Source organism: Variovorax boronicumulans (genome assembly GCF_040544675.1).
Taxonomy (GTDB): Bacteria; Pseudomonadota; Gammaproteobacteria; order Burkholderiales; family Burkholderiaceae_C; genus Variovorax; species Variovorax boronicumulans_D.
The window spans coordinates 318,304-332,454 of record NZ_JBEPKK010000001.1 but is presented as its reverse complement, the minus strand read 5'-3'; the positions used below and the strand labels follow the sequence as shown (position 1 = coordinate 332,454).

Here is a 14,151-nt window from a genome sequence, read left to right as displayed (position 1 = left end):
CCGCGTCAGTGGGCCAGCGTGGCCGCGATGGCCTCGTAGCACAAGGTCATCAGGCCGCCGGGCAGCACGCCGAGAATCAGGATCAGCGCACCGTTGATCACGAGCACGGTGCGCACGTCGAACGATGCCGACACGGTCGTGGCCGTGACAGGCGCGTCGAAGTACATGACCTTGACCACGCGCAGATAGTAGAAGGCGCCGACCAGCGACATCATCACCGCGAACACCGCCAGGCCGATGTAGATGGCCTGGCCCGAGGCGATGAGCGCCTGCAGCACGGCCAGCTTGGCGTAGAAGCCCACCAGCGGCGGCAGGCCGGCCAGCGAGAACATCGCGATGGCCATCACGCCGGCATACAGCGGGCTGCGCTGGTTGAGGCCGGCCAGGTCGGTGATCTCTTCGCTTTCGAAGCCTTCGCGCGCCAGCAGCAGGATGATGCCGAAGCTCGCCAGCGTGGTCAGCACGTAGGTCACGATGTAGAACATCGAGGCGCTGTAGGCGGCCTGTGCGTTCTGCGTGCCCGAGAGGTCCGAACCGGCAACCAGGCCCAGCAGCATGAAGCCCATCTGCGAGATGGTCGAGTAGGCCAGCATCCGCTTGAGGTTGCTCTGCGCAATGGCAGCAAGGTTACCGATCAGCAGCGAGGCGATGGCCAGCACGGCCAGCATCTGCTGCCAGTCGATGGCGAGCGGCTGCAGGCCGTCGACCAGCAGTCGGATGATGATGCCGAAGGCAGCCAGCTCGGGCGCCGCGCCGATCAGCAGCGTGACGGCCGTCGGCGCGCCCTGGTAGACGTCGGGCACCCACATGTGGAAAGGCGCCGCCCCCACCTTGAACGCCAGGCCGGCCACGATGAACACGAGGCCGAACACCAGCACCTGGTGGTTGACCTTGCCGGTGGAGATCGCCTTGAACACTTCGTTCAGGTCGAGCGAGCCGGTCGCGCCGTACATCATCGACAAGCCATACAGCAGGAAGCCGCTGGCCATCGCGCCGAGCACGAAGTACTTCATGGCGGCTTCGCTGGCCACCGCGTTGTCGCGGCGCAGCGCCACGAGCGCATAACTCGAGAGCGTGAGCAGCTCCAGGCCCAGGTAGATCAGCAGGAAGTTGCTGCCCGAGATCATCACGAACATGCCCAGCAGCGCGAACAGGCTGATGGTGAAGAGCTCGCCGCCGCGCAGCATCTCGCGGTCGGCCGCGTAAGGACGGCCGTAGACCAGCGTGACCATGAGCGCAATGGTGGAGAAGCACTTGAGCCAGTTGCCCATCGAGTCGCTCACGACCATGCCGCCGAAGCCGTAGAAGGTCTTGCTGTCCAGCGCGGCCATGCCGGTGAGCACCGCCACCACCAGCAGCGTGAGCAGTGTCAGCACATAGGTGCGGGTGCGGCGGGGGCTCGTGTCCGACAGGTCGACCAGCGCAATGATGCAGGCCATGACCAGCAACACGATTTCGGGGTAGATCGCGATCCAGCTGAGTTTGTCAATCATCTCGTTCTCTTGTCTTCAGCGTGGCATCAATTGGGCAGCTTCGAGATCGCCACATGGCGAAGAAGCTCGGTCACCGAAGCGTCCATGGCGTCGGTGAAGGGCTTGGGATACAGGCCCATCCACAACACGGCAATGGCCAGCAGCGACAGCATCAGGAACTCGCGGGCGTTGATGTCGGTGAGTTCCTTGACGTGGTCGTTGCCGACCGGGCCGAGGTACACGCGCTTGTACATCCACAGGGTGTAGGCGGCGCCGAAGATCAGCGCGGTGGCTGCCCCCAGGCCGATCCAGAAGTTGGCCTTCACGGCGCCCAGGATCACCATCCACTCGCCCACGAAACCGGCGGTGCCCGGCAGGCCGCAATTGGCCATGGCGAACAGCAGCGCGAACGCGGCGAACTTGGGCATGGTGTTGACCACGCCGCCGTAGTCGGCGATCTGGCGCGAATGCACGCGGTCGTACAGCACGCCAATGCCCAGGAACATTGCGGCCGACACGAAGCCGTGCGCAATCATCTGCACGATGCCGCCGGACACGCCGAGTTCGTTGAAGATGAAGAAGCCCAGCGTCACGAAGCCCATGTGGGCGACCGACGAATAGGCCACCAGCTTCTTCATGTCCTGCTGCACCAGCGCCACCAGGCCCACGTAGATCACCGCGATCAGCGAGAGCGCGATCATGAGCCAGGCCCATTCGTGCGAAGCGTCAGGAGCGATGGGCATCGAGAAACGCAGGAAACCGTAGGCGCCCAGCTTCAGCATGATCGCGGCCAGCACGGCCGAGCCGCCGGTGGGTGCCTCGACGTGCACATCCGGGAGCCAGGTGTGAACCGGCCACATCGGCACCTTGACGGCAAAAGCCGCGAAGAAGGCGAAGAACAGGAAGGTCTGCGCGGTCGATCCCAGCGGCAGCTTGTGCCAGGCCAGGATGTCGAAGCTGCCGCCCGACTTGTTGTACAGGAAGATCAGCGCCACCAGCATCAGCAGCGAGCCGAGCAAGGTGTACAGGAAGAACTTGAACGCCGCGTAGATCTTGTTCGGGCCGCCCCAGATGCCGATGATCAGGTACATCGGGATCAGCGTGGCTTCGAAGAACACGTAGAACAGGATGCCGTCGAGCGCGGAGAACACGCCGATCATGAAACCCGACAGGATCAGGAACGCGCCCATGTACTGGTTCACGCGCTCGGTGATCACTTCCCAGGCCGAGATGACGACCACGACCGTGATGAACGAAGTGAGCAGCACCATCCACAGCGACAGGCCGTCAAGACCGATGTGGTAATTGACGTTGAAGCGCGCGATCCAGCTCGTCTTTTCGACGAACTGCATGGCGGCGGTTCCGTTCTGGAAGCCAGTGAACAGCGGCACCGTGACCAGGAAGCTCACGATGGCGCCGACCAGGGCGACCCAGCGCACGCCCTTGGCGTGCTCGTCGCGGCCGAACGCCAGCAGCGCGACGCCGAATGCGATCGGCACCCAGATGGCAAGGCTCAACAAACCCATTTTTCTTTTTCTCCAGCGTTCGGGTTCAGCGTTTGAACCAGACGAAGTACGTCATCAGGATGAAGATGCCGAGCAGCATCGCAAAGGCGTAGTGATAGATGTAGCCCGACTGAACCCAGCGGACCACACTCGAAATACGACCGATCACTTTCCACGAACCGTTGACCACGGCGCCGTCGATCAGGGCCTGGTCGCCGCCCTTCCAGAGGCCGGTACCGAGCAGGCGCGCACCGCGGGCGATGATGTTTTCGTTGATCCAGTCGAGGTAGTACTTGTTCTCGAGCAGGCGGTAGATCGGGCCGCAAGCGCGCTTGATCGCAGCCGGCACCGCCGGGAACTGCATGTACATCAGGTACGACGACACCACACCCGCCAGCGCAAGCCAGAACGGCGCTGTCTGCAGGCCGTGGATCGCCATGGCGACCGGGCCGTGGAAGGCTTCTTCGAGCTCCTTCATGGCATGGTGCTTGGCACCGTCCACGAAGATCGCGCCCTTGAAGAACTCGCCGAACAGCATCGGATCGATGGTCAGGAAGCCGATCACCACCGAAGGAATGGCCAGCAGCACCAGCGGCAGCCAAACCACCATGGGCGATTCGTGCGGCTTGTGGTCATGGTGACCATGGCGGTGATCGTCACCGTGCGCCGCATGGTCGTCATGGTGCGCATCCGGGTTCTGGTCGTAGCGCTCCTTGCCGTGGAACACCAGGAAGTACATGCGGAACGAATAGAACGCAGTGATGAACACGCCCGCCAGCACCGCGTAGTAGGCGAAGTTGGCGCCCCACAGGTGGCTCTCGTGCACCGCTTCGATGATGCTGTCCTTCGAGTAGAAGCCCGAGAACAGCGGCGTGCCGATGAGTGCGAGCGAACCCAGGAGCGAGGTGATCCAGGTGATGGGCATGTACTTGCGCACGCCGCCCATCCAGCGGATGTCCTGGTTGTGGTGCATGCCGATGATCACCGAGCCCGCGCCCAGGAACAGCAGTGCCTTGAAGAAGGCGTGCGTCATCAGGTGGAACACAGCGACCGAGTAGGCCGAGGCACCGAGCGCCACCGTCATGTAGCCCAGCTGCGAGAGCGTGGAGTACGCGACCACGCGCTTGATGTCGTTCTGGATGATGCCCAGGAAACCCATGAAGAGCGCGGTGATGGCGCCGATCACGAGGATGAAGCTCAGGGCCGTATCGCTCAGCTCGAACAGCGGCGACATGCGCGCCACCATGAAGATGCCGGCCGTCACCATCGTCGCCGCGTGAATCAGCGCCGAGATGGGCGTCGGGCCTTCCATCGAGTCGGGCAGCCACACGTGCAGCGGGAACTGCGCGCTCTTGCCCATCGCGCCGATGAACAGGCAGATGCAGATCACGGTCACCAGCATCCACTCGGTGCCGGGGAAGGTGATGCCGGCCAGCATGTCGGCCTTGGCGAAGGCTTCGCCGTAGTTCAGCGTGCCGGCGTAGGCGGCGATCAGGCCGATGCCCAGGATGAAGCCGAAGTCGCCCACGCGGTTGACCAGGAAGGCCTTCATGTTCGCGAAGATTGCCGTGGGCTTGTTGAACCAGAAGCCGATCAGCAGGTACGACACCAGGCCCACCGCTTCCCAGCCGAAGAACAGCTGGAGCATGTTGTTGCTCATGACGAGCATCAGCATCGAGAAGGTGAACAGCGAGATGTACGAGAAGAAGCGGTTGTAGCCGGCGTCCTCTTCCATGTAGCCGATGGTGTAGATGTGCACCATCAGCGACACGAAGGTCACCACGCACATCATCATGGCCGTGAGGCCGTCGACCAGGAAACCGACTTCCATCTTCAGGCCGCCGACCACCATCCACTCGTAGAGAGTGGCGTTGAAGCGGGCACCGTCGACCACCACGCTCTTGAGCGTCATGGCCGAGATGATGAAGGCGACCAGCACACCGAGGATGGTCAGCGAATGCGTGACCTTGCGGCCGATGTGATTGCCGCCGAACTGGGTGCCGAAGAGGCCTGCGACGACGGCGCCTACCAGGGGTGCCAGCGGCACGGCCAGGAGGGTAGATGCGGAAAGGGTTGCGCTCATACTGGTTTCAACCCTTGAGCGAGTTGAGTTCGTCGACGTTGATGTTGGACTTGTTGCGGAACAGGAGAACCAGCAATGCAAGACCGATGGCCGACTCGGCCGCGGCCACCGTCAGGATGAAGAACACGAAGATCTGTCCGTGCATGTCGCCCAGGTAGTGCGAGAACGCCACGAAATTCATGTTGACCGCGAGCAGCATCAGCTCGATGGCCATCAGCAGCACGATCAGGTTCTTGCGGTTCAGGAAGATGCCGATCACCGACAGCGCGAAGAGCATCGCGCCCAGGGAGAGGAAGTGTCCTAGCGTGACTGTCATGCCTTGTTTTCCTTTGCCGCTTCCGCCGGGGCCGCCGGCACCACCGGTTCGGCCGCGCGCGTGGCTTCCATCTGCACGATGCGCACGCGGTCGCGCGCCTTCACGCGCACCTGGTCGGACGGGTTGGTGTACTTGCTGTCCTTGCGGGTGCGCAGCGTCAGTGCGATGGCGGCAATGATGGCCACGAGCAGGATGACCGCCGCGATTTCCAGCGGATACAGGTATTCGGAATAGAGCAGCTTGCCCAGTTCCATGGTGTTGGAGGTGTTGGCGGAGGTGGTCGCCATGGCGCGCGGTGCTTCACCGAGGCGGAAACCGCCCATGAGCACGGCCGCCATTTCGAGCGCGATCAACGCGCCCACACCGGCAGCGAGCGGAAAGTGCTTCCAGAAGCCCTGCCGCAGGCCGTCGACATTGATGTCCAGCATCATCACGACAAAGAGGAACAGCACCATCACCGCGCCGACATACACCAGCACAAGCGAGATCGCCAGGAACTCGGCACGCAGCAAGAGCCAGATCGCGGAAGCCTGGAAGAAGGCCAGCACCAGGTACAGCGCGGCGTACACGGGGTTGCGTGCAGTGATGACGCGGAAGGCTGCGAACAGCAGCACCGCGGCAAACAGATAGAACAGACCGGTCTTGACGTCCATTGGAATTCGAATTGGTACGGGTTTCGGGCTGGTCGGATCAGCGGTACTTGGCGTCGGCCGCCTTGTTCGCTGCAATTTCTTTTTCGTAGCGGTCGCCCACGGCCAGCAGCATGTCCTTGGTGAAGTACAGGTCGCCGCGCTTTTCGCCGTGGTATTCGAAGATGTGGGTCTCGACGATCGAATCGACCGGGCAGCTCTCTTCGCAGAAGCCGCAGAAGATGCACTTGGTCAGATCGATGTCATAGCGCGTGGTGCGGCGCGAGCCGTCGTCGCGCACATCGGATTCGATGGTGATCGCCAATGCCGGGCAGACGGCTTCGCACAGCTTGCAGGCAATGCAGCGCTCCTCGCCGTTTTCATAGCGGCGCAGCGCGTGCAGGCCGCGAAAACGCGGCGACAGCGGTGTCTTTTCTTCGGGGAACTGCACCGTGATCTTGCGGGCGAAGGCGTACTTGCCCGTGATCGCCAGGCCCTTGAACAATTCGAACAGCATGAAGCTGCCCAAGAAATCCTTGAGCGAGAACGGCGCGGAAGCCAGCTTGGACGGGCGCGCGAGCGCGCCGGCGGTTTGCGAAGCAGTCATGATGTTGGCGCTTCCAGTTATTTCCAGATGTTGAACGGCGTCTGCATCCAGCCACCGACCACGACCAGCCACACCAGAGTGACGGGAATGAAGATCTTCCAGCCCAGACGCATGATCTGGTCATAGCGGAAGCGCGGGAACGTCGAGCGCACCCACAGGAACATGGTGACCACGCAGAAGGTCTTGGCGCCGAGCCAGATCCAGCCCGGAATGAAGCTCAGGAACTCGAACGGTGGCAGCCAGCCGCCGAGGAACAGCACCACGGTGAGGATCGAGACCAGCCACATGTTGGCGTACTCGGCCAGGAAGAACATCGCGAAGCTCATGCCCGAGTACTCGATCATGTGGCCTGCAACGATTTCGGACTCGCCTTCGACCACGTCGAACGGGTGGCGGTTGGTTTCGGCCAGGCCCGAGATGAAGTAGACGACGAAGATCGGCAGCAGCGGCAGCCAGTTCCACGACAGGAAGCCCAGTCCCAGGTCATGGAACATGCCCTTGCCCTGCACGGTCACGATGTCGCTCATGTTCAGGCTGCCCGTGACCATCAGCACCACGACGAAGCAGAAGCCCATCGCGATTTCGTAGCTCACCATCTGTGCCGAGGCGCGCAGTGCGCCCAGGAAGGCGTACTTCGAGTTCGATGCCCAGCCGGCGATGATCACGCCGTACACCTCGAGCGAGGTGATGGCCATCACAAACAGAAGGCCTGCGTTGATGTTGGCGAGCGCCACATCGGGGCCGAAGGGAATCACCGCCCATGCGGCAAGCGCCGGCATGATGGTCATGATCGGGCCGAGCAGGAACAGGCCCTTGTTGGCGACCGTCGGAATGATGATTTCCTTGGTCATCAGCTTGAGCGCGTCGGCGATCGGCTGGAGCAGACCCAGCGGTCCGATGCGGTTGGGGCCAATGCGGATCTGCGTGAAGCCGATGGCCTTGCGCTCCCACAGCGTGAGGTAGGCCACGGCCCCCATCAGCGGGATCACGACCACGATGATCTTGATCAGCGTCCAGATCACGGGCCATGCCACGGCCGTCCACCAGCCTGCGGCGATCAGCCCCTGGCCGAAGCCATGAATCGCGTCGATCATGCCAATGCCTCCTCGGCCCGCGCCGATGCGACCGGTGGGGTCGATGCGTTGCGCGCATCGGCCGTCAGTTGCAGCGACGGCGCGCGGCGCACGATGGAGTCGAGCTGGTAGATGCTCGCGACCACAGGCGCGGGCGCCGCGCCGTGAGAAGCCACGGCCTTCGCAGCCGTGGCGTTGCTCAGCGCGCTCGCCGGAACGGCACCGCCCTCGCCCACTGTCTTGAGCACATCGGCGGTGGATTCGAAGGCGAAGCCGGGCAGGCCCAGCAGGTTGGCCAGCACGCGCAGCACCTTCCACGCCGGACGCGCTTCGCCTTGCGGCTTCACGACGGCATGGAAACTTTGCAGGCGGCCTTCGGCATTGACGAAGGAGCCGGGTGTTTCGGTGAACGGCGCGATGGGCAGCAGCACGTCGCTGAATTCGAGGTTGGCCTTGAAGGGGCTCAGCGTGACGACCATCTGCGCATTGCCGATGGCATCGGCTGCCGCGGCGCCCGCGGCCGAGTCGAACACCGGCTCGGTGTTCAGCAGCAGCACGGCCTTGAGGCCGGAGCCGGTGGCAAGCATGCGGCCGGCGTCGAGGCCGCCGTTCTTCGGGAAGGCACCGACGAGCTGTGCGCCCACGGTGTTGGCGGCTTCGGTCAGGTAGCCGACTGTGGCACCGGTTTGCGCGCCGATCCAGTTCGCGAGGGCCAGCAGGCTGCTGGCTTGTGCGTGGTGGGCGGCGGCGTTGCCGAGCAGGATGGCCTTGCGCTCGCCACTCAGCAGCGATGCTGCGACGGCTTGTGCGGCTGCGTCAGGTTCGTTCTTCGGTGCCAGCAGGGCAGCGGCGCCGTTGGTCTTGCCGATGGCGGCGGCCACGGCAGCGAGTGCCTCGACCCATTGATCGGCTTCGACAATCGTCGATTGCGCGACGTTGATGGCCCACGCCTCGCGGTCGGCCATGAGCGCGGCCGAGGTAATGACCGACAGCGCGGCGCCCTTGCGCACGGCCTGGCGGACGCGCTGCGCGAACAGCGGATGTTCCTTGCGCAGGTTCGAGCCGACGACCAGCGCCTGCTGCACTTGCGTGAGCGATGCAATCGAGGTGCCGAGCCAACGCACGCCTTCGAAGGCCGAAAATTCGGCGTTGCGCAGGCGATAGTCGATGTTGTCGCTGCCCAGTTCACGCGTGAGCATGGCGGCGAGCTGCAGCTCTTCGAGCGTGCTGTGCGGGCTGACCAGCGTGCCGATGCTTTGCGCGCCGTGGTCGGTCTTGATCTGCTTCAGGCCGTTGGCCACATATTCGAGCGCGGTCTGCCAGTCGACCTGCTGCCATTGGCCGCCCTGCTTGAGCATGGGCTGCGTCAGGCGTTCCGGGCCGTTGAGCGCTTCGTACGAGAAGCGGTCACGGTCGGCGATCCAGCATTCGTTAACGTCTTCGTTTTCCAGCGGCACCACGCGCATCACGCGGTGGTTCTTGACCTGGACGATCAGGTTGGCGCCGGTGGAGTCGTGCGGGCTCACCGACTTGCGGCGCGACAGCTCCCAGGTGCGGGCGCTGTAGCGGAACGGCTTGCTCGTGAGCGCGCCGACCGGGCAGATGTCGATCATGTTGCCCGACAGTTCCGAGTCGACCGAGTCGCCGAGGAAGGTTTCGATTTCGGAATGCTCGCCGCGCTGGGTCATGCCCAGTTCCATCACGCCGGCCACTTCCTGGCCGAAGCGGACGCAACGCGTGCAATGGATGCAGCGGCTCATCTCTTCCATGCTGATCAGCGGGCCGACGTCCTTGTGGAAGACGACGCGCTTCTCTTCTTCGTAGCGCGAAGAAGAGCCGCCATAGCCGACGGCCAGGTCTTGCAGCTGGCATTCGCCGCCTTGGTCGCAAATGGGGCAATCCAGCGGGTGGTTGATCAGGAGGAACTCCATGACCGACTGCTGCGCCTTGATGGCCTTTTCGCTCTTGGTGCGAACGATCATGCCCTGCGTGACGGGCGTGGCGCAGGCCGGCATCGGCTTGGGCGCCTTTTCCACGTCGACCAGGCACATGCGGCAGTTGGCCGCGATGCTGAGTTTCTTGTGATAGCAGAAGTGCGGGATGTAGGTGCCCGCCTTGTCGGCCGCATGCATCACCATGCTGCCTTCGGTCACTTCGACCTTCTTGCCGTCGAGTTCGATTTCGATCATGAGTATGTTTCTTCTCGCGCTCAGGCCTGGACGGGCGCCTTCGGGACGTAGCCCGGGATCAGGGCCTCGAACTCGTGACGGAAGTGCTTGATCATGGCGCGCACCGGCATCGCCGCCGCATCGCCGAGGGCACAGATGGTGCGGCCCTGGATGTTGTCTGCCACGGAGTTGAGCAGGTCCATGTCGGTCGCCCTGCCCTGCCCGTTGTGGATGCGGTCCACCACGCGGTAGAGCCAGCCCGTGCCTTCTCGGCAAGGCGTGCACTGGCCGCAGGACTCGTGCATGTAGAAGTACGACAGGCGCTTGAGCGACTCGACCATCGAGCGGCTGTCGTCCATGACGATCACCGCGCCCGAACCCAGCATGGAGCCGGCCTTGGCGATGGAGTCGTAGTCCATGGTGCAGGCCATCATGATGTCGGCCGGCAGCACCGGCGACGACGATCCGCCGGGAATCACGGCCTTGAGCGTGCGGCCCTTGCGCACGCCGCCCGCCAGTTCAAGAAGCTTGGAGAACGGCGTGCCCATCGGCACTTCGTAGTTGCCGGGCAGTTCGACGTCGCCGCTCACCGAATAGATCTTGGTGCCGCCGTTGTTCGGCTTGCCGCATTCGAGATAAGCCGGACCGCCGTTGTTGATGATCCAGGGCACCGCCGCGAAGGTCTCGGTGTTGTTGATGGTGGTGGGCTTGCCGTAGAGACCGAAGCTCGCGGGAAACGGTGGCTTGAAGCGCGGCTGGCCCTTCTTGCCTTCGAGCGATTCGAGCAACGCGGTTTCTTCACCGCAGATGTAGGCGCCGAAGCCGTGGGCCGCGTGCAACTGGAAGTTGTACGTGCTGCCCATGATCTTGTCGCCGAGATAGCCGGCGGCGCGTGCTTCCTCGAGGGCTTCCTCGAAGCGGTCGTAGCTCTGGAAGATCTCGCCGTGGATGTAGTTGTAGCCCACGCTGATGCCCATCGCATACGCGGCGATGGCCATGCCCTCGATCACGATGTGCGGGTTGAACTGCAGGATGTCGCGGTCCTTGCACGTGCCCGGCTCGCCTTCGTCCGAATTGCAGACCAAGTACTTCTGGCCCGGGAACTGGCGGGGCATGAAGCTCCACTTGAGGCCCGTCGGAAAACCGGCGCCGCCACGGCCACGCAGGCCCGAGGCCTTGACTTCGGCGATCACCTGGTCGGGCGTGAGGCCCTCGGTGAGGATCTTGCGCAGCGCCTTGTAGCCGCCGCGCGCCTCATAGTCGGCCAGACGCCAGTTGGTGCCGTTCAGGCCCGCATAGATCTGCGGCTCGATGTGGCGGTCATGGAAACAGGTCTGGACGCCCGTCGCCTGGAACTGCTGGAGCACTTGTTCGGGCGACATCAGGCGGCCTCCCCTTTGGTCGAGCCACGAAGGCCTTCGATGAGCTGGTCGAGCTTCTCGTTGCTCATGAAGCTGCACATGGTGCGGTCGTTGACCAGCATCACGGGCGAATCGGCGCAGGCGCCCAGGCACTCGCTCTGCTGCAGCGTGAACACGCCGTCGGCGGTGGTCTCGCCCATCTTGATGCCCAGCTTTTTCTCGAGGTGAACGAGCGCGGTGACGCCGTCACGCAGCTGGCACGGCAGGTTGGTGCACACGTTGAGCTTGAACTTGCCCACCGGATGCTGGTTGTACATGTTGTAGAAGGTCGTCACTTCATGCACGGCGATGGGCGCCATGCCGAGGTAGTCGGCGATCTCGCGCTCGCGCTGCATGCTGACGTAGCCTTCGTCCTGCTGGACGATGGCCAGGCACGCCATCACGGCGGATTGCTTGCCGGCTTCGGGGTACTTGGCGACCTCGCGCGCAAAGCGCTCGAGGATCTCGGCCTTCAACGGGGCCGAGGGAGCCGCGTCATGGTGATGGGTTGAGGAAGTCATTCGCTCTTTCTCACCTGTCGATTTCGCCGAACACGATGTCCATCGTGCCGATCACCGCGACAGCGTCGGCGATCATGTGACCGCGCGACATTTCGTCGAGGGCGGCAAGGTGCGGGAAACCGGGTGCACGGATCTTCAGGCGGTAAGGCTTGTTGGCGCCGTCGCTCACGAGATAAATGCCGAACTCGCCCTTCGGATGCTCGACGGCGGCATACGCTTCGCCTTCGGGCACATGGAAGCCTTCGGTGAAGAGCTTGAAATGGTGGATCAGCTCCTCCATGTTCGCCTTCATCGATTCGCGCGCGGGCGCGGCGACCTTGTGGTTGTCGGTGATCACCGGGCCGGGATTGGCGCGCAGCCATGCCGAGCACTGCTGGATGATCTTGTTGGCCTGGCGCATTTCTTCGACGCGCACGAGGTAGCGGTCGTAGCAGTCGCCCGTCTTGCCCACAGGCACGTCGAACTGCATCTGGTCGTAGACGTCGTAGGGCTGCTTCTTGCGCAGGTCCCATTCGATGCCCGAGCCGCGCAGCATGGGGCCAGTGAAGCCCAGGTTCAGCGCGCGCTCGGGCGTGACCACGCCGATGCCCACGGTGCGCTGCTTCCAGATGCGGTTGTCGGTGAGCAGCGTTTCGTACTCGTCGACCATCTTCGGGAAGCGCTTGCAGAAGTCGTCGACGAAATCGAGCAGCGAACCCTGGCGGTTTTCGTTCAGGCGCTCGATGGCCTTGGCGTTCTTGATCTTGCTGACCTTGTACTGCGGCATCGAATCCGGCAGGTCGCGATAGACGCCGCCCGGACGGAAGTACGCCGCGTGCATGCGCGCACCGGAGACGGCTTCGTACATGTCGAACAGGTCTTCACGCTCGCGGAAGCAGTAGATGAGCATGTTCATCGCGCCGCAGTCCAGACCGTGCGCACCGAGCCACAGCAGGTGGTTCAGCAGGCGGGTGATCTCGGCAAACATCACGCGGATGTACTGCGCGCGGATCGGCACATCGAGGCCCATCATCCGCTCGATGGCGAGGCAGTAGGCGTGCTCGTTGGACATCATCGACACGTAGTCGAGGCGGTCCATGTAGGGCAGCGACTGGATGAAGGTACGCGATTCGGCGAGCTTCTCGGTCGCGCGGTGCAGCAGGCCGATGTGCGGGTCGGCACGCTGGATCACTTCGCCGTCGAGCTCGAGCACCAGGCGCAGCACGCCGTGCGCGGCCGGATGCTGGGGGCCGAAGTTGAGGGTGTAGTTCTTGATTTCGGCCATATCAGTGCAAACCGCTGCCGTAGTTGTCTTCGCGGATCACGCGCGGCGTGATTTCTCGCGGCTCGATCGATACCGGCTGGTACACGACGCGCTTCTGTTCTTCGTCGTAACGCATCTCGACGTGGCCCGACACCGGGAAGTCCTTGCGGAACGGGTGGCCGATGAAGCCGTAGTCGGTCAGGATGCGGCGCAGATCGTCGTGGCCGTCGAACACGATGCCATAGAGGTCGAAGGCTTCGCGCTCGAACCAGGTGGCAGCGCTCCAAACGGGCTGGAGCGAGTCGATCACGGGCAGGTCTTCGCTGGCGGCAAAGACCTTGAGGCGCACGCGCTGGTTGAGGCTCACCGACAGCAGGTGCGTGACAACGCAGAAGCGCTCGCCCTGCCACTCACCTTCGCGGTAGTCGGAATAATCCATGCCGCAGAGGTCGATCAGCTGTTCGAAGCGGCAGCCGGGCGCATCGCGCAGCAGCGTGGCGGCTTCGAGGTAGTCGGCAGCGCTCACCACCACGGTGACCTCGCCCAGTGCGAGCGTCACGCTCTTGGCCTTGGCGCCCAGCGCCTCGGCGATGGTGGCGCGCAGCACCTCCGGCGAAATTGCAAAGTCAGTCATCGTCGGCAATCTCTCAGGCGCGGGCAATGGTGTTCGTGCGGCGAATCTTCTGCTGCAGCTGGATCACGCCGTAAAGCAGCGCTTCGGCGGTGGGGGGGCAACCCGGAACGTAGACATCGACGGGCACGATGCGGTCGCAACCGCGCACGACCGAATAGCTGTAGTGGTAGTAGCCACCGCCATTGGCACACGACCCCATCGAGAGCACCCAGCGCGGCTCGGGCATCTGGTCATAGACCTTGCGCAGCGCGGGCGCCATCTTGTTGCACAGCGTGCCGGCCACGATCATCAGGTCGGACTGGCGCGGGCTTGGACGGAACAGCATGCCGAAACGGTCGATGTCGTAGCGGGCCGCGCCCGCATGCATCATTTCGACCGCACAGCATGCGAGGCCGAACGTCATCGGCCAGAGAGATCCGGTCTTCGCCCAATTCACCACCGAGTCGTAGGTGGTGGTGACGAAGCCTTCTTTGAGAACGCCTTCAATGGCCATCGTGGTA

General features: G+C 63.4%; 13 protein-coding genes. All 13 read right to left on the bottom strand.

Annotated elements, in window-relative coordinates:
- Nucleotides 1-5: 5 nt before the first annotated feature.
- The 13 genes from nuoN to ABIC90_RS01480 are packed head-to-tail and all read right to left on the bottom strand — an operon-like array spanning nucleotide 6 to nucleotide 14,144.
- Nucleotides 6-1,493: an NADH-quinone oxidoreductase subunit NuoN gene (gene nuoN / locus ABIC90_RS01540; RefSeq protein ID WP_354352271.1), complete on the bottom strand. Its 1,488-nt coding sequence runs from the start codon at nucleotides 1,491-1,493 to the stop codon at nucleotides 6-8.
- Nucleotides 1,494-1,519: 26 nt separating this feature from the next.
- Nucleotides 1,520-2,998, bottom strand: a complete 1,479-nt coding sequence (locus tag ABIC90_RS01535; RefSeq protein WP_354352270.1) for an NADH-quinone oxidoreductase subunit M — start codon at nucleotides 2,996-2,998, stop codon at nucleotides 1,520-1,522.
- A gap of 25 nt (nucleotides 2,999-3,023) precedes the next feature.
- Nucleotides 3,024-5,060: an NADH-quinone oxidoreductase subunit L gene (gene nuoL, locus ABIC90_RS01530; RefSeq protein WP_354352269.1), complete on the bottom strand. Its 2,037-nt coding sequence runs from the start codon at nucleotides 5,058-5,060 to the stop codon at nucleotides 3,024-3,026.
- 7 nt (nucleotides 5,061-5,067) lie between these two features.
- The gene (gene nuoK / locus ABIC90_RS01525) at nucleotides 5,068-5,376 is read right to left on the bottom strand and encodes an NADH-quinone oxidoreductase subunit NuoK (protein ID WP_354352268.1); all 309 of its coding nucleotides are present in this window, start codon (nucleotides 5,374-5,376) and stop codon (nucleotides 5,068-5,070) included.
- Nucleotides 5,373-6,029, bottom strand: a complete 657-nt coding sequence (locus ABIC90_RS01520; RefSeq protein ID WP_354352267.1) for an NADH-quinone oxidoreductase subunit J — start codon at nucleotides 6,027-6,029, stop codon at nucleotides 5,373-5,375. The genes nuoK and ABIC90_RS01520 overlap by 4 nt, the downstream gene beginning before the upstream one ends.
- Before the next feature lie 37 nt (nucleotides 6,030-6,066).
- Nucleotides 6,067-6,612, bottom strand: a complete 546-nt coding sequence (gene nuoI / locus ABIC90_RS01515) for an NADH-quinone oxidoreductase subunit NuoI (protein WP_354352266.1) — start codon at nucleotides 6,610-6,612, stop codon at nucleotides 6,067-6,069.
- Between the two features lie 17 nt (nucleotides 6,613-6,629).
- A complete protein-coding gene (gene nuoH / locus ABIC90_RS01510) occupies nucleotides 6,630-7,706 on the bottom strand; it encodes an NADH-quinone oxidoreductase subunit NuoH (RefSeq protein ID WP_354352265.1) in 1,077 nt (358 codons plus the stop codon).
- Complete coding sequence (gene nuoG / locus ABIC90_RS01505; RefSeq protein WP_354352264.1) at nucleotides 7,703-9,874, bottom strand: NADH-quinone oxidoreductase subunit NuoG; 2,172 nt, start codon at nucleotides 9,872-9,874, stop codon at nucleotides 7,703-7,705. Before nuoG ends, nuoH begins: the two co-directional genes overlap by 4 nt.
- 20 nt (nucleotides 9,875-9,894) lie before the next feature.
- Nucleotides 9,895-11,235, bottom strand: a complete 1,341-nt coding sequence (gene nuoF, locus ABIC90_RS01500; RefSeq protein ID WP_354352263.1) for an NADH-quinone oxidoreductase subunit NuoF — start codon at nucleotides 11,233-11,235, stop codon at nucleotides 9,895-9,897.
- Entirely contained in the window at nucleotides 11,235-11,774 is a 540-nt protein-coding gene (locus ABIC90_RS01495; RefSeq protein ID WP_354352262.1) for an NADH-quinone oxidoreductase subunit NuoE family protein, read from the bottom strand. Before ABIC90_RS01495 ends, nuoF begins: the two co-directional genes overlap by 1 nt.
- Nucleotides 11,775-11,784: 10 nt before the next feature.
- The gene (locus ABIC90_RS01490; protein ID WP_354352261.1) at nucleotides 11,785-13,038 is read right to left on the bottom strand and encodes an NADH-quinone oxidoreductase subunit D; all 1,254 of its coding nucleotides are present in this window, start codon (nucleotides 13,036-13,038) and stop codon (nucleotides 11,785-11,787) included.
- Nucleotide 13,039: 1 nt separating this feature from the next.
- On the bottom strand, nucleotides 13,040-13,651 hold the full coding sequence (locus tag ABIC90_RS01485; RefSeq protein WP_354352260.1) for an NADH-quinone oxidoreductase subunit C: 612 nt from the start codon (nucleotides 13,649-13,651) through the stop codon (nucleotides 13,040-13,042).
- Between the two features lie 13 nt (nucleotides 13,652-13,664).
- Nucleotides 13,665-14,144 (bottom strand): NuoB/complex I 20 kDa subunit family protein, encoded by a 480-nt coding sequence (locus ABIC90_RS01480; protein ID WP_007837763.1) that lies wholly within the window; start codon nucleotides 14,142-14,144, stop codon nucleotides 13,665-13,667.
- Nucleotides 14,145-14,151 lie beyond the last annotated feature (7 nt).